The 21818-nt window shown below is 71.1% G+C and carries 22 protein-coding genes; 8 read left to right on the top strand and 14 right to left on the bottom strand.

Annotation, left to right across the window (positions count from 1 at the left end):
• The first annotated feature begins 39 nt into the window (after nt 1–39).
• Complete coding sequence (locus OQF71_RS01490) at nt 40–342, top strand: DUF5798 family protein (RefSeq protein WP_280585327.1); 303 nt, start codon at nt 40–42, stop codon at nt 340–342.
• A 3-nt stretch (nt 343–345) separates the two neighbouring features.
• Here OQF71_RS01490 and OQF71_RS01485 read toward each other — a convergent pair whose 3' ends face one another.
• Both OQF71_RS01485 and purD read right to left on the bottom strand, forming a co-directional pair.
• A complete protein-coding gene (locus OQF71_RS01485) occupies nt 346–936 on the bottom strand; it encodes an acyltransferase (protein ID WP_280585340.1) in 591 nt (196 codons plus the stop codon).
• A 326-nt stretch (nt 937–1262) separates the two neighbouring features.
• Complete coding sequence (gene purD, locus OQF71_RS01480) at nt 1263–2546, bottom strand: phosphoribosylamine--glycine ligase (protein WP_280585325.1); 1284 nt, start codon at nt 2544–2546, stop codon at nt 1263–1265.
• Nucleotides 2547–2689: 143 nt separating this feature from the next.
• Here purD and OQF71_RS01475 point away from each other — a divergent pair, with 143 nt between their 5' ends.
• The 3 genes from OQF71_RS01475 to OQF71_RS01465 are packed head-to-tail and all read left to right on the top strand — an operon-like array spanning nt 2690 to nt 7458.
• Nucleotides 2690–4921 carry a thioredoxin domain-containing protein gene (locus OQF71_RS01475; protein WP_280585323.1) on the top strand — a complete coding sequence of 744 codons (2232 nt, stop codon included), beginning with the start codon at nt 2690–2692 and terminating at the stop codon, nt 4919–4921.
• Nucleotides 4922–4975: 54 nt separating this feature from the next.
• Entirely contained in the window at nt 4976–6316 is a 1341-nt protein-coding gene (locus OQF71_RS01470) for an HAD family hydrolase (RefSeq protein ID WP_280585321.1), read from the top strand.
• 41 nt (nt 6317–6357) lie between these two features.
• Entirely contained in the window at nt 6358–7458 is a 1101-nt protein-coding gene (locus tag OQF71_RS01465; protein ID WP_280585320.1) for a geranylgeranyl reductase family protein, read from the top strand.
• A gap of 33 nt (nt 7459–7491) precedes the next feature.
• Here OQF71_RS01465 and OQF71_RS01460 read toward each other — a convergent pair whose 3' ends face one another.
• Entirely contained in the window at nt 7492–7953 is a 462-nt protein-coding gene (locus OQF71_RS01460) for a TRAM domain-containing protein (RefSeq protein ID WP_280585318.1), read from the bottom strand.
• 148 nt (nt 7954–8101) lie between these two features.
• On the opposite strand from OQF71_RS01460, the gene OQF71_RS01455 reads away from it, so the two are divergent.
• Nucleotides 8102–9340 (top strand): mandelate racemase/muconate lactonizing enzyme family protein, encoded by a 1239-nt coding sequence (locus tag OQF71_RS01455; protein ID WP_280585316.1) that lies wholly within the window; start codon nt 8102–8104, stop codon nt 9338–9340.
• Nucleotides 9341–9446: 106 nt separating this feature from the next.
• Here the strand turns inward: OQF71_RS01455 and OQF71_RS01450 are convergent, their stop codons facing one another.
• The 7 genes from OQF71_RS01450 to OQF71_RS01420 form a co-directional block, all read right to left on the bottom strand.
• Nucleotides 9447–10232 carry a PHP domain-containing protein gene (locus OQF71_RS01450; protein ID WP_280585315.1) on the bottom strand — a complete coding sequence of 262 codons (786 nt, stop codon included), beginning with the start codon at nt 10230–10232 and terminating at the stop codon, nt 9447–9449.
• Nucleotides 10233–10329: 97 nt separating this feature from the next.
• The gene (locus OQF71_RS01445; protein ID WP_280585313.1) at nt 10330–11502 is read right to left on the bottom strand and encodes an MFS transporter; all 1173 of its coding nucleotides are present in this window, start codon (nt 11500–11502) and stop codon (nt 10330–10332) included.
• 108 nt (nt 11503–11610) lie between these two features.
• A complete protein-coding gene (locus OQF71_RS01440; RefSeq protein ID WP_280585312.1) occupies nt 11611–12249 on the bottom strand; it encodes a hypothetical protein in 639 nt (212 codons plus the stop codon).
• Nucleotides 12239–13429 (bottom strand): DUF3179 domain-containing protein, encoded by a 1191-nt coding sequence (locus tag OQF71_RS01435; RefSeq protein WP_280585311.1) that lies wholly within the window; start codon nt 13427–13429, stop codon nt 12239–12241. Before OQF71_RS01435 ends, OQF71_RS01440 begins: the two co-directional genes overlap by 11 nt.
• Before the next feature lie 79 nt (nt 13430–13508).
• Nucleotides 13509–14066 carry an MOSC domain-containing protein gene (locus tag OQF71_RS01430; protein WP_280585309.1) on the bottom strand — a complete coding sequence of 186 codons (558 nt, stop codon included), beginning with the start codon at nt 14064–14066 and terminating at the stop codon, nt 13509–13511.
• On the bottom strand, nt 14063–14458 hold the full coding sequence (locus OQF71_RS01425; protein ID WP_280585308.1) for a hypothetical protein: 396 nt from the start codon (nt 14456–14458) through the stop codon (nt 14063–14065). The genes OQF71_RS01430 and OQF71_RS01425 overlap by 4 nt, the downstream gene beginning before the upstream one ends.
• A gap of 45 nt (nt 14459–14503) precedes the next feature.
• Nucleotides 14504–15421: a PLP-dependent cysteine synthase family protein gene (locus OQF71_RS01420; RefSeq protein WP_280585307.1), complete on the bottom strand. Its 918-nt coding sequence runs from the start codon at nt 15419–15421 to the stop codon at nt 14504–14506.
• A gap of 148 nt (nt 15422–15569) precedes the next feature.
• On the opposite strand from OQF71_RS01420, the gene OQF71_RS01415 reads away from it, so the two are divergent.
• On the top strand, nt 15570–15953 hold the full coding sequence (locus OQF71_RS01415) for a thioredoxin (RefSeq protein ID WP_280585306.1): 384 nt from the start codon (nt 15570–15572) through the stop codon (nt 15951–15953).
• A gap of 30 nt (nt 15954–15983) precedes the next feature.
• On the opposite strand, the gene OQF71_RS01410 is transcribed toward OQF71_RS01415, so the two are convergent.
• The 3 genes from OQF71_RS01410 to OQF71_RS01400 form a co-directional block, all read right to left on the bottom strand.
• Entirely contained in the window at nt 15984–16613 is a 630-nt protein-coding gene (locus tag OQF71_RS01410) for a hypothetical protein (RefSeq protein WP_280585304.1), read from the bottom strand.
• 3 nt (nt 16614–16616) lie between these two features.
• Nucleotides 16617–17858 (bottom strand): glycosyl transferase family 2, encoded by a 1242-nt coding sequence (locus OQF71_RS01405; RefSeq protein ID WP_280585303.1) that lies wholly within the window; start codon nt 17856–17858, stop codon nt 16617–16619.
• A gap of 92 nt (nt 17859–17950) precedes the next feature.
• Nucleotides 17951–19135, bottom strand: a complete 1185-nt coding sequence (locus OQF71_RS01400; RefSeq protein ID WP_280585302.1) for an MFS transporter — start codon at nt 19133–19135, stop codon at nt 17951–17953.
• 206 nt (nt 19136–19341) lie between these two features.
• Between OQF71_RS01400 and OQF71_RS01395 the strand changes: the two genes are divergently transcribed.
• Nucleotides 19342–19512, top strand: a complete 171-nt coding sequence (locus OQF71_RS01395) for an HVO_0758 family zinc finger protein (RefSeq protein ID WP_280585301.1) — start codon at nt 19342–19344, stop codon at nt 19510–19512.
• 188 nt (nt 19513–19700) lie between these two features.
• On the opposite strand, the gene OQF71_RS01390 is transcribed toward OQF71_RS01395, so the two are convergent.
• A complete protein-coding gene (locus tag OQF71_RS01390; RefSeq protein WP_280585300.1) occupies nt 19701–20825 on the bottom strand; it encodes an aldo/keto reductase in 1125 nt (374 codons plus the stop codon).
• 179 nt (nt 20826–21004) lie between these two features.
• Between OQF71_RS01390 and dacZ the strand changes: the two genes are divergently transcribed.
• Nucleotides 21005–21814 carry a diadenylate cyclase DacZ gene (dacZ, locus tag OQF71_RS01385; RefSeq protein WP_280585299.1) on the top strand — a complete coding sequence of 270 codons (810 nt, stop codon included), beginning with the start codon at nt 21005–21007 and terminating at the stop codon, nt 21812–21814.
• The last annotated feature ends 4 nt before the right edge of the window (nt 21815–21818 follow it).

Genomic DNA, 21818 nt, shown 5'->3' with positions numbered 1-21818 from the left:
ACGGAAAGGCCCACGTATCCCGGGGCCTCACCGACGGGCATGGGATTCGGGGACACGGCGAAGAAGATCCAGACGCTCGCCGACAAGGCCGAGCGCACGTACCAGAAGATCAACGAGCTCCGCAGCGAGGTCGAGGAGACTCAGACGACCGTGCTCGACACCTCCGAGCGCGTCCAACAGCTCGAAAACGAGATGGCGGAACAGCGAGCCGTCCTCGACGCGGTCGCGCGCGAGGTCGGCGTCGACTTGGAGAGCGTCAGCACCGAGGCGCACATCACCGAGGCGGAGCGCGTCGCCGAGGAGAGCGACGGCGGCGAGCCCGAGAGCGACGACGCGGCGTAGCTCCTATTCGGTCGCCTCGGCGGTCGCGTCGACAGTTTTCCCTCCCTCGTCCGCCCGCGATACCACTTCGGCCGGCACGCCCGCTACCGTCGTCTCCGGCGGCACGTCCGCGGCGACGAGCGAGTTGGCGGCGACCCGTGCGCCCTCGCCGACCGTGACGCCCGGCAGGACGACCGCGCCGGCCCCGATCATCGCGCCCTCCTCGACGACGACGTCGCCGAGGCGGTACTCGTCGCGGAGGAACTCGTGGCACAGCAGCGTTGCGTCGTATCCGACGATGGCGTCGTCGCCGACGGTGATCCGCTCGGGCCAGAACACGTCCGGCGTCGACTCCAAGCCCCAGGCGACGCCGGCGCCGACCGTGACGCCGATTCGCCGCAGCAGCCAGTTCTTCAGCCGGAGGCTCGGACAGATCCGTGCGAGCACGATCACGACGTAGTTGCGGACGACGACGAGCGGCGACTTCGCGTCCGGCCACGACCACAGCGAGTTGCGCGACCCGGGGGTCGGGTGGCGGTCCAGCCGGTCGGTCCGAGAGCCGGCGGCGTCGCCGTCCGCGTGCCCCCCTGCACGCTCCGCCGTCCCCGCCGCCACGTCGACGTCCTCGTGTGTCACGAGTGGACGTTCGGACGGCACGCGTAAAAGGCCCGCTGAAGCGCGCGAGGGAAAGATCAGATGAAGCGGTCGCTCGATTATGAGACGGTCGCTCGATTATGAAACATGAAACGGCCGGTCGGCTTCGATCTCGACGCGAAGGTTAAACTCGGATCCCGCGCCCAGCGCCCCCCACGACCTGACGAGGGCCCACGGCCGGCCGAGACGGGTGCGCGGTCGACCGCCGTGCGGACGCGATCGACGACCGCCTGTTCGCCACGGCGCTCCCGAGCCGTGCGCCCGTCTCGTGTCACCGGCGAGCCGCCCTACTCCCGCAGCTCGTTCATGTGTTCGACGCGCCGCTCGACGAGGTCGGCCTTCCCGACGTCGTGCCGGATTCGGAGCCCACCGCCGGCCGCCGAGAGCCCGTCCTCTGCCTGTCGCTCCGCGGCGGCGATCGAGTCGCCTCGGCCGACCACGGCGAACGACCGCGAGGTGGTCGTGTACAGACCGTCGTCGCGCTCGTCGACGCTGGCGTAGTAGAGCAGCGCGTCGCCGACGCTCTCCTCGTCCACCGCGATCTCCGCGCCCGAGTCGGGATCGACCGGGTAGCCGTCCGGCACGGCGTACTTACAGACGGTCGCCTCGCCGGAGAAGGCCAGCTCGGGGAGCGCGTTCCCGTCGCGGGCGGCGGTGAGCACGTTTATGAACGGCGTCTCCAACACCGGCAGCGTGTTCATCGCCTCGGGGTCGCCGAAGCGCGCGTTGAACTCCACGACCTTCGGGCCCTCGTCCGCGAGCATGAACTGGCCGTAGAGGACGCCTTTGTAGTCTGGGAGCGCCTCGACGACCGCCTCCAGCACGCCGACGGCGGCCGCGTAGTCGCCGTCGTCCATGAACGGGAGCGAGCGTTCCGTGTCCGAGTACGAGCCCATCCCGCCCGTGTTCGGCCCCTCGTCGCCCTCGTAGGCGCGTTTGTGGTCCTGGACCGCCGGCGTCGTCCGGACGTCGCCGTTCGCGACGAACGCCTGGATCGTGAACTCCTCCCCGACGAGCCGCTCCTCCAACACGACGCGGTCGTAGTCGGAGTCGCGGAGGTACGCCTTCGCCTCCTCGGCGGTCACCTGGTCGCCGATCACCTTCACTCCCTTCCCGCCCGTGAGCCCGGCCGGCTTCACCGCGAGGTCGCCGTCGTACGCGTCGATGTAGTCGCAGGCGGCGTCCATCTCGTCGAACACCGCGTAGTCCGGACAGCCGGGCACGTCGGCCTCTTCCATGAACTCACGCTGGTACGCCTTGTCCGTCTCCAGACGCGCCTCCTCCGCCTGCGGGCCGAACGCGTACACCCCGGCGTCGTCGAGCGCGTCCGCGACGCCCGCCGCGAGCGCGGACTCCGGGCCGATCACCGCGAGGTCCGCGCCCACGTCGGTCGCGTAGTCGGCCACGGCGTCGGCGTCCGTCTCGTCGATCGAGTCGAAGCCGTCGGTCAGCCGGCGGATACCCGGGTTCCGGTTGCTCGCGCAGGCGTACAGCGCGCAGTCGTCGGCCACCGCTCGGGCGATCGAGTGCTCGCGGCCGCCGCCGCCGACGAGGAGTACGGTCTCGGTCATATTCGACGGATAAGTACACGGTAGTGTAAGCTTTACTTTCCTCTCACACTGAGATCGACACACACGTGGATCGAATTCCGAGGCGGGCCGCGGATCCGCCGCTCGTGTGACGGCTTTTTGCCTCGCGGGGGCCAAGCGGGGGTATGTCACAGCCGACGGAGCGGAACCGCCTCGCAGACGAGGCGAGTCCGTACCTCCAGCAGCACGCCGACAACCCGGTCCACTGGCAGCCGTGGGGCGACGAGGCGTTCGAGCGCGCCCGCGAACACGACGTACCGGTGTTCGTCTCCATCGGCTACTCCTCCTGCCACTGGTGTCACGTGATGGCCGAGGAGAGCTTCGAGAACGAGGGGGTCGCGGAGGTCCTCAACGAGTCGTTCGTGCCGGTCAAAGTCGACCGCGAGGAGCGACCCGACGTCGACAGCACGTTCATGACCGTCTCGCAGCTCGTCACCGGCGGGGGCGGCTGGCCGCTCTCCGCGTGGTGTACGCCCGAAGGCAAACCGTTCTACGTCGGGACCTACTTCCCGCCCGAGCCGCGCCGGAACCAGCCGGGGTTCCGCGACCTGTGCGAGCGCATCGCCGACTCGTGGGCGGACCCCGAACAGCGCGAGGAGATGAAGCGGCGCGCCGAGCAGTGGACGACGAGCGCCCGCGACGAGCTGGAGTCGGTCCCCGACACGGACGCCGCGAGGGACGCGAGCGACGCCGATCCACCCGGCGCCGACCTCCTCGACGGGGCCGCCGCCGCCGCGATCCGCGGGTACGACGACGAGTACGGCGGGTTCGGGAGCGGCGGCGCGAAGTTCCCGATGCCGGGCCGGATCGACCTGCTCCTGCGCGCGTACGACCGGAGCGGTCGCGACGCCGCGCTCACGGCCGCGACCGGCACGCTCGACGGGATGGCCCGCGGCGGGATGTACGACCAGATCGGCGGCGGGTTCCACCGGTACGCGGTCGACCGGAGCTGGACTGTCCCGCACTTCGAGAAGATGCTGTACGACAACGCGGAGCTCCCGCTGGTGTACCTCGACGGGTACCGCGTGACCGGCGACCCGGCGTACGCCCGCGTCGCGAGCGAGACGCTGGGGTTCCTCGACCGCGAGCTCCGCCACGAGGCGGGGGGCTTCTTCAGCACGCTCGACGCGCGGTCCGCACCGTCTGAGAGCCGGCGAGGAGAGGCGAGCGACAACGGCAGCGGCCACGCCGCGGACGTCGAGGGCGCCTTCTACGTCTGGACGCCCGCCGAGGTCGACGCGGTCCTCGACGAGCCGGCCGCGTCGCTGGCGAAAGAGCGGTACGGGATCGAGTCGGGCGGGAACTTCGAGCGCGGCATGACCGTGCCGACAGTCGCGGCGTCGATCGAGGGGCTCGCAGAGGGCCGAGACCTCTCGACCGAGGAGGTCCGGGAAGTCCTGACCGACGCCCGCGTCGCGCTGTTCGAGGCGCGGGAGTCGCGCCCGCGGCCCGCTCGCGACGAGAAGGTGCTCGCGGCGTGGAACGGCCGGGCGATCTCCGCGTTCGCGAACGCGGGAGGCGTCCTCGGGGAGCCGTACGCCGAGATCGCCAGCGAGGCGCTCGACTTCTGTCGCGATCGGCTGTACGATGCCGAGTCCGGCGATCTCGCACGCCGGTGGCTCGACGGCGACGTCCGCGGCCCGGGGTACCTCGACGACCACGCGTTCCTCGCGCGCAGCGCGCTCGACGTCTACGCCGCCACGGGAGACCCGGAACAGCTCGGGTTCGCGCTGGAGCTGGCCGAGACGATCGTCGCGGACTTTTACGACGCCGACGACGGGACGATCTACTTCACGCGGGATCCGGAGGCGAAGGGAGCGGGCGGGACGGACGGGAACGCCTCCGGCGACGGCGCCCTCTTCGCCCGCCCGCAGGAGTTCACCGACCGATCGACGCCGTCGAGCCTCGGCGTGGCGGCCGAGACGCTGGCGCTGCTCGATGGGTTCCGGACCGACCGCGAGTTCGCCGACATCGCTGAGGCGGTCGTGACGACCCACGCCGACCGGATCCGTGCGAGCCCGCTCGAGCACGTCTCGCTGGTGCGGGCGGCCGAGCGCGTCGAGACCGGCGGCATCGAGGCGACGATCGCCGCCGACGCGGTGCCGACCGCGTGGCGGGAGACCCTCGGCGAGCGGTACCTCCCCGGCGCGTTCGTCGCGCCGCGTCCCCCGACGGAGGCGGGACTCGACGCGTGGCTTGACCGGCTCGGGATGGACGAGGCGCCGCCGATCTGGGCCGGGCGCGACGCGGTCGACGGCGAGCCGACCGCCTACGTCTGTGAGAACCGGACCTGCTCGCCGCCGGAGACCGATCTCGACGCGGCGCTGGCGTGGCTGGCGGAGCGGCGGTCGGCCTAGCGGGGGCATCACCGAGTCGGCACGCTTTACGGACCCCGGATCTGAGGGGCGCGCATGGAGCGGTACGATCTCCTCTATCGGCTGTACGACGAGTTCGACGTCGAGACCCTCCGCGAGCACCAGTCGTTCGTGGACCTGTTTCCGCCGGTCGATTCGCGCGTGGCGCTGGAACACTGGGAGGAGGCGAGCGACGAGCTGACCCTGTTGAAATCGGAGATCCGCGACGCGCTCCCGGGCGGCGCCACGTTCGCGGAGATCGCGGCCCACGCCGACCGCGAGACGGCGTTCACCGCGCTCGACCTCCACGCCCGGTACGGCCGCGCCGTCAACGCGCTGGTGTTGGACGTCGACGAGACGCTCCGGTCGGCCGGCGGAACCGACAACGAGATCCCCCGCGAGACGCTGCACGTGCTGACGGAGCTCCACGACGCGAGGGTGCCGATTGTCATCTGTACCGGTCAGACGTTAGAGAACGTGAAGGGGTTCATGATCCAGGGGCTCGGGAACGAACTGGTCCACTCCGGCTCCTTTTCGATCGTCTACGAGTCGGGCAACGGCGTGTTCACGCCCGGCCACGGCTCCAGGACGAAGCGGCTCCTCTACGAGGAACTCGACGAGTCGGTTCGGGGCATCTTCGACGCCGTTCGCTCCCGCGTCCTGCCCGAGGCCTCGCAGGACATCCGCCGGGGCAGTCACCTCCAAGGCAACGAGTTCAACGTCACCCTGAAGCCGAACTTCGAGACCGGGAGCGCGGACGCAGAGGCCGTGATCGACGACGGACTCGTCCACCTGATCGACCTGCTCGGGGTGGTCGTCGTCGAGCGGGCGGACGTGGCGGTCGGCGGTGAGGGTAACGGAGATGGCGACGGACCGGCCGAAGGCGGCGAGGGCGGTCGCCGGGCGGAAGACCCCGCACCCGCCGAGCGCGGCGCCGCGTGGGCCCGGGCCCACTACGCGGCCGCCGACCCCGAGATCCGCGAGGTGCTTGAGGCGAGCGCCGACGGGGGAGAAGCGGCGCCCGCTCCGGCCGCGCTCGCGGACATCCCGGAGCCGGTCGCCGCGCTGTTCGATCAGATTGCCGTCGGCTACTACCGCGGCGACGCGGCGGAGATCAGCTCGCTGGAGCTGGACAAGGTCGCCGGCGTCGAGGCCGCACTCGACGTGCTCGACGTACGGGACCCGTTCCTGCTGGTAATGGGCGACAGCAAGTCTGACCTGCGGGTGATGGAGTGGATCGCCGAGCGCGACTGGGGGATCGCCGCCGCACCCGAGCACGCCTCGGCGGACGTGCTCTCGCACGTGCTCGACCGCGACGAGCTGGTGTTCGACCGCGGGACCTCCGCGCGGATGCTCCGGACCGCTCACATCCTCAACCTGCTCGCGCGGCTGGAGTAAGTCGCGTCGTAATTATAAGCGTCCGTCACGACCGTTCCCGTATGTACGATTTCATCGTCGTGGGCGCGGGCCCGCCGGGCTCCAGATTCGCCCGGCGCGCGGCGGAAGCCGACCGCGACGTGGTCGTCTTCGAGAAGGGGACGGTCGGCGAGCCGCTGGCCTGCTCGGGTCACGTCTCCGACGACGTCTGGGGGTACGTCCCAGAGGAGTCCCGCGACCGACTCCTCCAGAACCGCGTGTACGGGGCGCGGTTCCACGTCGGCGGCCCCGGCTCGACGGCGCACCCGTTTTACAAGGATCGGCCCGTGTCGAACGTCATCGACCGCGTCGGGCTCGACCGGACGCTCGCCGACTGCGCCCGTGAAGCCGGCGCCGAGGTCCGCGAGGGCCACACCGTCCTCGACGTCGACGAGCGGTCGGACCGGGTCGCCGTCGAGGTCCGGACCCCCGGCGGGGACGTGGAGACGGTCGAGGCCCGGATGGTCGCAGGCTGCGACGGTCCCACCTCCCGCGTGCGCCGGTCGCTCGGCCTCCCCGAGCCGGACGAGCTGCTCCACGGCGTGCTCGCGTTCGACGACGCGCCCGACGACGGCGACCTCGTCGACGTCCACCTCACCGCGCCGACGTTCTTCGCGTGGCGGATCCCGCGGGGCGACGCCGGCGTCGAGTACGGGCTCGCGGCCCCGCCGAGCGACGACGTCACGGCGATGTTCGACCGGCTCACCGACGCGTACGGCGCGACGACCGACCGGTTCTGCTCCGGGGCGATCCCGATCGGTCCGCCGGACCGAGTCACCGCCGACCGCGCGTTCCTGATCGGCGACGCGGCCGCGCAGACGAAGCCGTTCACCGGCGGCGGAATTCTCTACGGGATGACCGCGGCCGACGTGGCAGCGGACGTCGTCGACCCCGCGGACCCGGCGACGCTCGCCGACTACGAGTCCGGCTGGCGCGACGAGATCGGCCGCGAGATTCTGCTCGGAAAGGGGATCCGTCGGTGCTACTCGCTGCCGGAACCGGTCCAGCGGCTCGGGCTGTGGGCGCTCTCGGGCGAGATCGGCGTCCACATGGACCGCCCGAGCTCCTTCTTCTCGCCGGCGCACCTCCGGCGGCTGTTCTCGCGGAGCGACCCCCCCGAGTGACCGTGAGGTAATCGACGGACTCGACGGCGAACCCTACTCCGCGACGACCTCGGCGAACGAGACGTTCTCGCGAACGCTCGTGATCTCGACGGTCGGCTCGTCGCCCGGCTTGGAGTCCGGGACGATGACGACGTAGCCGCGCTCGATCTTCGCGATGCCGTCGCCCTTGTCGCCGAGCGTCTCGATCGTGACCTCGCGGACGTCGCCCTCGGAGACCGGCGGCCCGGCGGCGTCCTCCGGGGGGGAGCGCGCCGCGGACCCGCTGACGGCGCTGCCCGCGACGCCTCGGTTCGCCGACGCGTCGGTCGGGGACTCGGTCGACTCGGTGCCGCCGTCTCCCCCGTCGCGCGTTATTAGGGCGACGCGGTACGTCTCGTCGGGAGCGACGGTCCCGTGTTCGATCTCCGAGGACGGAACGGCGACGACGTGGTCGCCGTCGCGCTCCTCGACTTCTCCGGTAAACAGACATGCGAGCGAATCGGTGATCTCGACCATGAGTGATGTTGCGAACCCGGTAATGAAAAGGTCCCTATTATTACCCGCGGCGAAGACGTCGTTCGAGGCCGGTCGCTGACCCGCGGAACCCCGCCCGTAACACCCGTCGAACATAAACGTTTACCCTGTTCCGAATTAACCGCCGAGCATGAGCCGAAACTACGAGTCGCTCCACGATCCGAACGCGGAGTACACGATGCGGGAACTCTCCGCCGAGACGATGGAGGTCACGGGGTCGCGCGGCGGCGACCGCGACATCGAGATCACGGACGTCCAGACGACGATGGTCGACGGGAACTTCCCGTGGACGCTCGTCCGCGTGTACACCGACGCGGGCGTCGTCGGCACCGGCGAGGCCTACTGGGGAGCCGGCGTGCCGGAACTCATCGAGCGCATGAAGCCGTTCGTCGTCGGCGAGAACCCGCTCGACATCGACCGGCTGTACGAGCACCTGATCCAGAAGATGTCGGGCGAGGGCTCGGTCGAGGGCGTCACCGTCACCGCGATCTCCGGGATCGAGGTCGCGCTCCACGACCTCGCCGGCAAGATCCTCGACGTGCCCGCCTACCAGCTGCTCGGCGGGAAGTACCGCGACCGGATGCGCGTCTACTGCGACTGCCACACCGAGGCGGAGGCCGACCCCGACGCGTGCGCCGACGAGGCCGAGCGCGTCGTCGACGAGCTCGGCTACGACGCGCTGAAGTTCGACCTCGACGTCCCCTCGGGGCTGGAGAAGGACCGCGCGAACCGTCACCTCCGCCCCGGCGAGATCCGCCACAAGGCGGAGATCGTGGAGAAGGTCACCGAGCGCGTGAAGGACAAGGCCGACGTCGCCTTCGACTGCCACTGGACGTTCTCGGGCGGCTCCGCGAAGCGCCTCGCGGACGCCATCGAGGAGTACGACGTGTGGTGGCTCGAAGACCCCGTGCCGCCGGAGAACCTCGAAGTGCAGGAGGAGGTCACCAAGAACACGACCACGCCGATCGCGGTCGGCGAGAACCGCTACCGCGTCACCGAGCTGCGCCGGCTCATCGAGAGCCAGGCGGTCGACATCGTCGCGCCCGACCTGCCGAAGGTCGGCGGGATGCGCGAGACCCGCAAGATCGCCGACGTGGCGAACCAGTACTACGTCCCGGTCGCGATGCACAACGTCGCCTCGCCGGTTGCGACCATGGCGGCGGCACACGTCGGCGCCGCCATCCCGAACTCGCTGGCGATCGAGTACCACTCCTACGAGCTCGGCTGGTGGGCGGACCTCGTCGAGGAGGACGTCATCGAGGACGGCTACATCGAGGTCCCAGAGAAGCCGGGCCTCGGCGTCACGCTCGACATGGACGCCGTCGAGGCGCACATGGTCGACGGCGAGACGTTGTTTGACCCGGCGTAGCCGGGTCAGGCTCGGCCGACTACGTCGGCCGGTGTTCGACTGAGCGAAGCGAAGTCGAGCAGGCGAATCTCCGATTCGTGTCGTTCGACGAGGGCGTAAGCCGAGTTCAGACGTCCGCGACGGCCTCGTCCAGCCGGATCGGGTCGAGTCCCCGCCGGTCCAGTTCCGCGTCGATCTCGCGGATCCGGGGCGCGATCTCGTCAGGCTCGTGGCTGTCGGTCCCGACGGTCACGCGTGCGCCGGCGTCGACGAGTCGGTCGAGGAACGCCGGAGCCGGATGGAACGTCCCGTAGTCGTCGAGCAGTCGACCGGCGTTGATCTCGGGAACGGTCCGCGACTCCCGGAAGGCGTCGGCGACCGCGGCGTAGTGGTCCTCGGTCGCGAACCCGCGGAGGTGCGGGTTCCGCTCGATCAGGTCCGGGTGCGCGGCGACCGCGAACAGCTCCGAGTCGGCAAGCGCGACCAGCTTCTCGAAGTACCGGTCGACGAGCGCGCGCCGCTCCGACTCGGGCTTGTCCGCGAAGTGCGAGCGAGCGTGGACGTTCGCGCCGTCCAGTTCGTGGACGCTCCCGACCGCGTAGTCGAAGCCGGCCTCGGCGAGGAAGTCGGCGATCGCCGCCTCGTGTGTGGGGTCGTAATCCATCTCCACGGCGTCGAACACGTCGACGGCGGCGTCCTCGCGGACCGCTTCGATCGCCTCCCGGCGCCGCTCGTACGTCAGGTCGAGGTTGAATCCGAGCGCCCGCTTGTACCGCTCCGCACCGGGCTCGGGCGAGACGTTGCAGTGGTCCGCGAACCCGATCCCGTCGAGGCCAGCGTCCGCGGCCGCGTCCACCATCCACCGCAGGAACGCCCCGTCCGAGTAGTTCGTGTGGGCGTGATAATCGTACACGCCAGGTCGTAGGTCGCGCACCGACTCGTAGCTTCGGGTCGTCTGGGATCGCGGACGCGCGCGCCGCCCCCGGTAACGGACCCGTGCCGGCGGCGGCTCAGTACCCCGTGCCCAGCGCAGAGTTCGCGACGAGCACGGCGAACGTGACGCCGAACAGGGCCGCCAGGATCGCGAAGGAGACGCCCCAGCCGAACAGGTCGGCCGCGAGCCCGACGCCGACGGAGCCCGCGGAACCGATGACCGTGTAGACGGTCCGAACGAGTCCGAAGCCGGCGCCACGCTCCGCGTCGCCGAGCGCGTCCATGAACCGCGGGTCGATCGCCGAGAAGAAGCTCGCGCCGGAGCCGGCGAGCAGCACCGCGACGGCGACGCCGACGAGTCCGGGTCCGAGGACGAAGGCGGCGGTGCCGACCGCGCCCGCCAGCATCGCCGCGCCGATGGCGACGTCGCGGCCCGCCCGGTCCGAGAGCCGGCCGAGCCCCACCTGCGCGGCGGCGCGGACGACGAAGAACGCCGAGAACACCCCGGCGGCGGCAGACGGCGAGTACCCGCGGAACTCGACGAGGAACGTCGGGAGGAACGACATCACGCCCTGCACCACGTACGTACCGATCATCGCGACGAACAGCGGGAGGAGGACGCTCGGCCGCGAGAGGAGCTCGACGAGCGGCGCGAGCGCGAACCGCTCCCGCATCGGCTGGTCGGGGCGCCGCGGCTCGGTCGGGCCGACGCGCCACGCGAACAGCAGGAACACCGGCGCGCCGACGAGCGCGGCCAGCGCGACCGCGGGACGCCACCCGTACCGGACCCCGACCCACGCCGCGGCGACGGGCGCCACGAGCCCGGCGAGGGGGCCGCCGACCGAGTGGAGCCCGATGGCCGTCCCGAGGTCGTCGAAGGTGCGCGAGAGCAGCGTCGTCGCCACCGCGTAGTGGAGGCCGGCGACGAGCCCCAGCAGCACCGCCGCCAGCACGAACAGGGGGAAGACAGGCGCGAGCCCCAACACGATGCTCATCGCCGTCGTGCCGCCGACGGCGACGAGGATGACCTTCCGCTCGCCGTGGCGGTCCGCGAGCACGCCGCTCGGGAACTGGGCGGCGCCGTACGCCAGCCACATCCCGGAGAGCGCGACCCCGATGGCGGTGTTCGACACCGAGAAGTCGTCGACGATCAGCGGGACGACCGGGCTGATCGCCAGCCTCGCGAAGTACGTCACCAGGAACGCGAGCATGCACAGCGACAGCACCGTGTGCCGGTACTGCCAGCTCATCCCGCTGTCACTGACGGGATGTGGGTCCGGTCGGGGCTCAACGCTTTCGGTTCCGTCCGGAACCCCTCCCGGCTTCCCCTCTGTCGGCCGCGGACGCGCCGCTCGTCGTCACCCGACGGCGGCCGGATCGACGCGACTCCCGACCCACAGCAGCGTGGCGAGCAGTCCGAGGACCGCGACCGGCAGGAACCACTGCACGACCGCGAGTAACCCCGCGGAGGCTTGGACCCCGATCACCACGAGGAGCGTCGGACCGCAGCAGGCGAATCCCGACAGGAGCCCGGGGAGCCCCGCGGCGGCGCCGGCTCCGGCCCCGATCCGGCACGCCGCGGGGCCGCGCCACGCGACGACGGAGACCGCGAGCGTGACCCCGACGAGCGCGGCGAGTCCCAGCCCGATGGCGGCGTTGACGGGCGCGAACAGGTACTCGACCGAACCGGCCGCGACCAGCGCGACGGGCTCGTACTGGAACGGTCCGACTCGGCGCGTCAGGAGCGCGAGCGGGTCGCTCGCGACGGTGACGTCGGGCGCGAGCCCCGAGCCGGTTCCGCCGCGCCCGCCGTCGCGGAGGCCGAGGTGGCGGAGCCCGGCGCTGTACGCGAGGAAGTACGCGACCGCGACGACCCCAGCCGTCGTCCGACCGTCGCGCCGACCGAGCGCCGCGCGGACGGCGAACCCGGTCCGGCGGATCAGCCCGCCGACCCACGCGGCCGGCGCCTCGGTCGGAGAGACGGACTCAGCCGCCATCCCCCGCCCCCGTGTGCTCGCCGACGAACGCGGTGTCGGGATAGAACCCCGCCCAGGCGAACCACATCGCGTCGAGCGCTACCACCGGCTCCAGCGGCAGGTCGCCCGCCCCGATCCCGCCGCCTTCGCCGTCGACTCGGTAGGCGTCACCGTCCGGCTCGACCGCCAGTCCCTCGGGGTTTCGGTAGACGCGACCGGTCGAGAGGATCGAGTCCGCGACGGCGACGACGTCGGCGCCCCCTCCGCCGACCGAGCCGGTCAGCACCCGGTCCGCGAGCAGCGTCTCCTTGTCGAACGCGACCGCGCCGCTCACCGTTCGCGCCCCGATGACGACCGACTTCGCGTGGCCCTCGTCGGGCGACGACAACGGTCGGAACATCGTCCGGTCCCGAGCGTAGTAGCCCCCGAGCGGCGCGTAGCTCCCGTACGGGTCGTTCTCGTACCGGCGCACGTACCCGGTGTCGTCGGTCATGACGAGCGAGTCCGGGTGGCGCTCGGCCCACGCCGCCGCCGTCGTCCAGACGACGCGGAACTCGTCGAGGGTCTCGCCGGTCATCGGTCCGTCGATTCCGGTGGCGATCATCTGGGGCCACCAGCTGTCGGTCCCGCGGTCGTACATGATCAGGTTCGAGTTGACGAGTTGCCCCGACACCCCGAACGTCGCCTCGCCGCGGCGGAACCCCTGCGCCGTACCGGTGAGCGGACAGTAGGTGACCGCGACCGGCTCGCCGCCGATCTCGTCGTTGACGATCTCGTGGTGGGAGAGGACGTGTTGGGGGTACGCCTTCGTCTCCCCGTTTCGAGCGACGCCGAACACCGGCACCCCCTCGGCGTAGGTCACCTCCGCGATCGGTCGGAACGAGGGGTCGTCGATCGAGGGGATCCCGTCCTTCCCGACCCCCCCGTCGAGCGACTCCGCGACGAGGTCCTCCGCGTCATGCGGGACGTGGTACCCGCCGTCGACGGTGGGCGGGCGCACCCCGTTGCCGGAGTCGTCTCCGCCGGAGCCGTCGTCGCCAGAGTCGTCGTCGCCAGAGTCGTCGCCGCCGTCGGATTCGCCTCCGGCTCCCCCCTCGCCGTCGCCGGCGAACGAGTCGGGAAAGCCGCCGAGACAGCCGGTGACGCCGCCGACTCCGACCGCGGCGAGCCCGGCCAGCGCCGATCGACGAGTGCGATCCATGGTGAAAGCTCCGGACTCGACGATATAAAGACCAAAGCGAAGGTGTGTGAATTACACACATCCGGAAGGAACGACCGTGTCAGCCGTCTCGTCGGTTATCTCCGCCCGCCGAGCGTTCGCGAAGCCGGTCCGCGATGGCGGCGCCCGCGGTGCGCGGGTCCGGATCCGCGACGGTGACGGGGTCGCCGACGGCGACGCGCCCGGGCTCGACGACGCCACAGCAGAGTCCGCCGCGGTTCCGCAGCGCCGACGCGAGCCCCGCCTCGCCGGCCAGCGATTCGACGTGCGCGCAGGGCGGGCGCCGCCGGGTCGGTCGCAGGCGCGCGTCGCCGACCGCGACGGTCGCCTCCAGCAGGCCGTCCATCGTCGCACCGAACCCCTCGACGACGACGTTCCGTCGGTGACGGCCGTCTGAGACGCCGATTCCGGTCTCCGCGCGGACCGCGTCGAGCGCCTCGGCGGCGACGACGGTGACGGCGCAGCCGTCGAGCTGGAAGCGCCCGTCGCCGTTTCGGTACCGGTCTCCCGCGAGACCGCCGGGGCGGACTTCGACGGACTCGCGGAGTGCTGGCGGCGCGCCGCTCTCGGCGGCGGTGACGAGGCCCCGGACCGAGCCGGTCGTCGCATTATCCGTCATCGCGGGGCTCCGAGCAGCGCCGGGTCGCCCGGCTTCAGCCACTCGCGGTGCGCGTAGTAGACGGCACCCACCGGGGGCGCCACCAGCGAGACCAGCGCGTACATCCATTTAAAAAGGCCGAAGTCGGCGACCCCCCGTTCGTCGAGCGACAGCGCGTCGAGGAGGATCGCGGCGGTCGCGAGCGGCGCGAGGAGGTAGCCGTGGGCGAAGGCGACGGCGGCGCCAGCCGGGGTGCCGGCCGAGAGCAGCGCCCAGTCGAGCGCGTAGAAGACGCTCCACCCGCCGGCGGCGAGGGCGAGGACGAGGAGCCACGGGCCGTCGAACCGTTGCTCGGACGGTTCGACGGCCGACCCGTCGGAGTCGTCGTCGGGGAGTGCGGCGTGCGTGGTCACGGGGGAACTGCGGGCCCGACGATACTCAACGTTCGGGTCGACGACCTACTCGTCGAACGTGCCGGCCGAGAGGTAACGCTCGCCGCTGTCCCAGAACACGGTGACGACGAGCGGCTCGTCGCCGGCGTACGCGCCCGACTCGCGGAGCGCCGCAGCGACGTCTTTCGCCGCGAGGTTCGAGGCGCCGGAGGACTGTCCCACGAGAATCCCCTCCTCCCGCGCGAGCCGACGGCACTCGGCCTCGGCGTCCTCGATGTCGACCGCGTGAACCTCGCCGATGAGGTCGACGTCGAGGTTCGGAGCGACAAATCCGGGTCCCATCCCCTGAAATTCGTCGACACCGGGGTCGCCGCCGGAGAGGACGGCGTTGTCGCTCGGCTCGACCGCGTCGATCCGCACGTCGGGGAACGCCTCGCGGAGTCGTCGACCGATTCCGGAGACGGTCCCGCCGGTCCCGACGCCGGCGACGAGCGCGTCGACGGTCCGGTCGCCGACCTGCTCGACGACCTCCGATCCGGTCGTCTCGTAGTGGGACCGCGGGTTCGCGGGGTTCTCGAACTGGCGGAGCTGGACCATCCCGCCCTCGGCCTCCAGCTCGTCCGCCCGGTCCTTGGCCGCGGAGATGTCGCCGTCGACGAGCTCGACGTCGGCGCCGTACGCGCGCATGAGCCGGCGGCGCTCCATCGACTTCCCGTCCGGCATCACGAGCGTCACGTCGTAGTCCTTCACGGCGCCGACCATCGCCAGCCCGATCCCCGTGTTACCAGAGGTGGGCTCGACGATTCCGTCGCCCGGTTCGAGGTCGCCCGACTCCTCCGCGGCCTCGACCATGTACAGCGCGGGGCGGTCCTTCGCGGAGCCGCCCGGGTTGCGCGATTCGACCTTCGCGGCCACCGTCGTCTCCGGCGGCGCGTCGACTCGCACCAGCGGCGAGCCGAGCCCCTCCAACACGTCGTCGTCCATTACGCGACCGGACGGGACCGGCACTCAAATGCCCGACGGACCGCGGCAAGACGTGTTCGCGGCGCCCGCCGCCGTTGCCGCAGTCGCGCAGTCCGCCGGAAATGCCGCCGTCGCGCCGTTTACAAGGTCTCCCGGCGTATCGGACGGCATGACGCTCGAAACGCTCGCGCCCGACGGGGCCGACGGCGACGCGCTCGACGACGAGGTCCTGAACGCGCTCGGGGCAGGCGACTACCGCTTCAACGTGTGGGGCGGCGACTGGTGCGGCGACTGTCAGCGACAGCTCCCGGCGTTCGCTGCCGCGCTCGACGCCGCCGGCGTCCCAGACGACCGGATCGAGGACTTCCCGGTGACGAAGGGACCGGACGGCAAGGAGGGCGAGGGCGTCGACGAGTACGGGATCGAGCTGATCCCGACCGTCGTGGTCGAGAACGGCGACGGCGAAGAGATCGCCCGGTTCGTCGAGGAGGCGGACGTCTCTATCGCCGAGTTCCTCGCGCGCGAGCTCGGCGAAGCCGAGGCGAACGTCTGAGACGGCGAACGTGTTCCCGCCGCCGGCCGATCACGCGTCCAGTTCGACGACGATCCGCTCCCGGATATCTTCGGCGTCGACCGGCGCCCACGCCTCGACGTCGTAGGTCACGTCCGCGAGGACCGCCAACCGGTCGTCGTCGCCCTCGCTGATCGCCGCCGCCGCGTCCTCGGAGAGTCGCTCTAGAACCGCATCCGAGAGCCTCTCACGGTCCACGTCGCGCTCGGGTACGTCGAGGATGTGCGGGAGGTCCGCCGCGCCGTCGGGTAGCGACGGGAACGCGGCGGGCCCGACAGCGAGCGCGACGGCGTCGGCGTCGAGGCCCCCGTCGGGGTCGGCGACCTCCTCGGGGACGGCGCCCGCGGTCGTCCCCGCGCTATCGCCGAACCCGTCGAGCGCCGCGGGCGGCGCCGGCACCAGCGCGTACTCCGCGACGGCGACGTCGATCGCGGCGGCGATGGCGTCGTCGTCGACTTCGGTCCGCCGTTTAAACGCGAGCTCCGAGAGCGCGTGCGAGAGCTCCGCCCGGGTGAGCCAGCCGAACAGGTCGACGACGCCCGCGAGGTCGTCGCGCGCGGCGACGCTCGGCGCGTCGGTCCCGGAGCCCTCCGCTGCGGGGCCGTCCGCCGCGGAGCCGTCCGAACCGCCCTCCTCTGCCATCGTTCAGTCCTCCCCCGACACGGGATCGGATGGCGGGTCCGCCGGCGGGTGGTGACCGTTCCCGCGGGCGTCGGCATCGCCGGTTCCGGCGCCGGTACTGTTCGCTTCGTCGACCCCGTCTCCGGCCGCCTCCGCCGGCTCCTCGCGGGTCGCCTCCGCGAGGTCCGCTCGGGCCGCCTCGGCCACCTCGGCCGGCGTGACCGGCGCGTCGCGCCACGGCGGGAGGCGGGTGTCCGGGCCCGGCCGGCCGAGGGCGTCGGCGTACGTCGCCGCCTGCGAGCGCTCGTCGTCGCGGTCGTAGTCGAGGCCGTTGAACGCGGCGTCGGTCTCGTAGCCGTCGATCAGCCCCTCGGCCGCCTCGCGGTAGCGGTCGGTGAGCCCGTCGTAGTCGACGGCGACGCCGGCGTCCTCGACCGCGCGGAGGGTCGCCTCCCCGACCGCCCGGCTCATGTCGGCGAGCCCGGTCGGCCCGTCGACGGAGCGGTGGTCGTGTTCGTAGCGACCGAGATCGACCTGCGCGCTCCCCGCGAAGCCGGCGTGCGCGTGCGCCTCGCCGAGGATTCCGACTTCCAGGCCCCAGCCGCGCTGGACGCGGAGCTTCGAGACGAGGTCCGTCGTCGCCGCGAACTCCCCGGCGAGCGCGTAGCGGAAGGCGTCGAGGTACTCGATGACGCTCGGCTCGCGGCGCTCGGTGGCGTCGGCGAGCGCGCGGACGAGCGGCCGGAAGAACAGCCGGAACAGGCGACCGTACAGCGCCCCGTCCTCGACGCGGGCGTAGTACCCCTTCGAGAACGAGTGCCCGTTCGCGACCGGGAACAGCAGTCGGTCGACGAACCCCGGCGAGTACGTCTTCGTGTCGGCGTCGTGGACGACGACGTACTTCTCTTGGAGGGCGCGACCTAGGCCGAGCCACACGTCACGTCCCTTCCCGCGTTTCCCGTCGAGTCCGCGGTCCGCGAGCAGTCCGTTCAGTCGGGGGCCGCCGCACCACAGCGTCTCCACGTCGAGGTCGAAGCCGGTGAGCCACCGGGCGAAGGGGCCGACGCGATCGGACGAGGCTCGGAGGGGGACGATCACCCGAGCGGGAGCGACCGTCTCTAGCGCCGAGAGGACGCGTTCGGCCGCGAGCGTTCCGTACTCGCGTTCCGTCATCGGCACCACGACCGCCGCTCGACCGGTGGGGGCGTCCGGCCGGTGGTCGGTCAACGCGTGCAGCGTCGTCACGCGCTCTTGGACGTACTCCATTATCACTGTACAGGGGCGGGACGCCCTAAACAGGTGCGATACCCGTGGTCCGTGCCGACAGGAGGGAGCGCGTCAGCGTTCGCTCTCACCGGTCACGCCGCCGGCTCTGCGCCCGCCGCGTCGCCCGGAACGCGACCCATGCGCTCCAAGACGGCGTAGGCGACGACGACGGCCGCGAGCCCGCCCGCGAGCCCGAGGAAGACGGTGTCGTAGGTGAGGCCCGCTTCGATCGCCTCGCCGACGGCCCACGAGCCGGCCGCCTGCGTCGACATCATCCCGGCGGAGTAGACGGCGTACGCCGACGCTCGGGACGCGTCAGGCAGCGACGCCAGCAGGTACGTGTCGGCCGCGGGGAAAAGCATGTGAATGGCGAAGCCGACGGCGAGGCTGGCGAGGACGACGGCGACGACCCCGGAGGCGGCGACCACGAGGGCGACGCTGGCGACGAACGCCGAGACGATGCCGAGCAGGTACGGCACGTGCGGGAGCCGGTCGGCGAGGTAGCCGGAGACGAGGAAGGCGGGGACGCCGGCCGCGAAGATCACCGTCAGGAGGTTCCGAGCGGTCGCCGACGGAAGCCCCTTATCGATCATGTACAGCTCGTAGAAGTTGAACAGCCCCTGCCAGAGAAAGCCCGTGAGACCCACCAGCACGACGCCCGACAGGACGAGCTTCCACTCGGAGAGCGCGCCGCCGACGAAGTCGGTGTCGCCCGCGCCGGCGTCGGGGAGGTCCGTCCGCGAGGCGAGGAGGACGAAGGTGAGTGTCGTCGCGGCCGCGGCCACCGCGAGCCCGAAGAAGGCGAGCCGCCAGTCGTACCACAGCGCGACCGTAACGACCGGGGCGGCGGCGACCGCGGCGAGCTGGCTCGCCATCCCGTGGACACCCATCGCGCGCCCGACGCGCTCGGGGAACAGCTCGGAGACGAACGGGTTCGCGGCGACGAAGTAGACGCCGGAGGCCAAGCCGATCGCGAACGCGGCCGTCATCAGCGTCGGCACGCCGGGCGCGAGCGCGACGCCGAGCGCGCCGATGGTCAGTATCGCCCCGGAGACCACGATCACCAGCCGTCGGGAGAACCGCGTGAGCGCCCACCCGGCGGGGATCCGCGGGGCGGCCGAGCCGAGCCACGCGAGCGTGACGATGAGCCCGGCGGTCCCCTCGGCGATCGCGAACTCGCCGATGAACTGCCCCACCAGGGGCGCGAACACGACGCGCGCGAAGTTGACGAGGAAGACGAGGGCACACAGCGATCCGAACAGCCGGGTCCGTGACACGGACGGTCTTCACGACGCCCGGAGACAAGCGTTGCGAAAGCGCGGTGCCGGGAGAGGTCATCGCGTGTCGTGCGGTCGGGGATCAGGCAGCCGGAGACCAGACAGCCGGAGACGAGAGTGTCAGGGACCAGACAGCCGGGGACACGACCGCCGTCCGACTCGCGTCGTACGGGGTTTTTATACCCTCACGCGATCAACCGCAACACATGAAATCGACGCGCAAGGGACTCCGCGACGGCGACTTATTCAAAGACACCTACGAGCGACTGAACTGCGCCGACTGCGAGCAGGTCCTGAAAAAGAAAAACGATCCCGACGAGGTGTTCTCGGTGCGGGTCTGCCCCGAGTGCGGAGTCAGGTTTAAAGAGCTGCGCTGAGGCGACACGCCGCCGTCGCTGCGCAGCTGACGAATCCATCGCCGGTGCCCGCGCGCGTTCCCCTCCGCCCCCGTCCGTTCTTTCTCGCCACGGTCGTTCTTTCTCGCCGCGGCCGTTCTTTCTCGCCACGGTCGTTCTTTCTCGCCACGGTCGTTCTCCGTTCGAATCGCGACCGGAGAGCGGCGCGCTCACTCGAAGACCGCGTCGAACGCCGAGGCGCCGAGGGGGTCGAAGGTGCCGGCGGCGACGTTCTCGCTGACGTGATCCGGGTCGCTCGTGCCGACGAGCGAGGCGGTGACGCCCGGCGCGCTCCGAGCGAAGTTGAGCGCGCGCTGGGCCGGCGTCTCGCCGGCGAGCACCGCGTCGACATCGGCCGGTATCGCGCCCGCGTTCGCGAGTTCTCCCTGACCGATGCTCGCGCTCGTCACCACGGAAAGTCCCGCCTCGTGGGCGAACTCCAGCGTCGAGACCGGTTCGACGTCGGCGTCGCTGCCGGCGTCACCTCCGGGGGAACGCTGGTTCCGTCGCGTGAACGCGTCCGCCATCGCGACGTTGAAGGGGAGCTGGATCGCTTCGAACCCGTGGTCGCCGTCGGGACCGACCGCCTCGCCGGCGGCCTCGGCCCGCGCGAGGACCTCGGCGAGCGAGAGGTACCGCTCGTGCTCCTCGGGGACCCGGAAGGCGTCCCACGTGGCGACGCCGTAGGCCCCGACGTCGCCGGCCGCTCGTCGACGCTCTAAGACTTCGAACGCCCCCTCCAGTCGGTCGTACACCGCCTCGCGGGAGCGAGCCGCGAGTTGGGTCTCCGGGTTGTGGACGTAGAAGAGGTCGACCGTATCGAGCCCGAGCCGATCGAGCGATCGGTCGAGCGACCACTCCACGTAGTCGGGGTCGATCGCGTGCGCGCCGTTCGCGAGCTCGTCGGCGTCGACGATCCCGGTCGCGAGGAAGCGATCGCGGACGGACGCCGCGGGGTCGTCGGGACGGTCGCCGTCGAACGGGAGGAATCCGCCCTTCGTCGCGACGACGATCGCGTCGCGGTCGATCGGCGAGTCCCGGACCGCCTCACCGACGACGCGCTCGGCCCGCCCGCACCGGTAGTTGACCGCGGTGTCGACGTGGTTCACGCCGGAGCGGAGCGCGAGCCCGATCGCCTCGCGGGCGGCGTCGTCGACCGCGGCGGTCGGCTCACCGAGATACGTTCCAATCCCGACGCTGGAGGCCACTCCCGGGCCGAAACGGCGAAAGTAGGTCCGCCCGAAGGCGTCGCCGAACCGATCGCGGTAGGCCCAGAGCGCGTCGCGAGTCGCCATGGTCGTCTGACCGGTGGCGCCGCGGGGGGAAAAGTCGCGCGGCGTCGGGCCGATCGGCGGTGACGGCGTCGGGCCGATCGACGGTGAGCAGTGAGTTCGTTTCGGGCGCGTGTAACCCGTCGGACGCCCGACCGACAGCGACGCAACGACTATACGTCGTCCGAGAGTCGAATCCGGTAATGGCCTCGCTCACCGACCACCTGTCCGATCTCGTCGAGGACGCGGACGCGGTCCTGTTGTTCTCGCCGACGAGCTCCTTTTACGACCGGTTCGAGGACGACGACACGGAAATAGTCGTCGTCGCTCCGGATAACGACGTCGACGCCGACACATTCGTCGAGCTCCCCCTCCCGTTCGACGACGTCAAAGACCGGATCCGGTTCGGGATCGAGGGCGCGATGGACGCCGAGCTCGTCTCCGCGGGCGACGAGGCGGTCTGTATCGCTTCCATCTTCGACGGGGGGTCGGACGCGGTGGTCCGCGTCACCGTCGACGAGACGATTCACACCGGGATTTACGACCTCTTCGTCAACTCCCGGGCGGAGCCGAGCGTCATCCGCGACGTGTTCGAGGTCGCGATCGAGCTCGGGCAGAAGGGACAGAAGGGGAAGCCGGTGGGCGCGCTGTTCGTCGTCGGCGACGCGGGGAAGGTGATGAACAAGTCTCGCCCGCTGTCGTACAACCCCTTCGAGAAGTCGCACGTCCACGTCGGCGACCCCATCGTCAACGTCATGGTCAAGGAGTTCTCGCGACTCGACGGCGCGTTCGTCGTCTCCGACTCCGGGAAGATCGTCTCCGCGTACCGCTATCTCGAACCTGGCGCGGAGGGCGTCGACATCCCTAAGGGGCTCGGCGCGCGCCACATGGCCGGCGGCGCGATCACGCGGGACACGAACGCGACCGCGATCGTCCTCTCCGAGTCGGACGGGTTAGTGCGGGCGTTCAAGGCGGGTGAGCTCGTCTTAGAGATCGATCCGGAGGAGTACTGACAAC

It is taken from the genome of Halorubrum sp. Boch-26, from assembly GCF_029889805.1.
In the GTDB taxonomy this organism is placed as follows: domain Archaea; phylum Halobacteriota; class Halobacteria; order Halobacteriales; family Haloferacaceae; genus Halorubrum.
The sequence above is the reverse complement of the archived record's forward strand: the minus strand, read 5'-3'. Positions and strand labels throughout refer to the sequence as shown.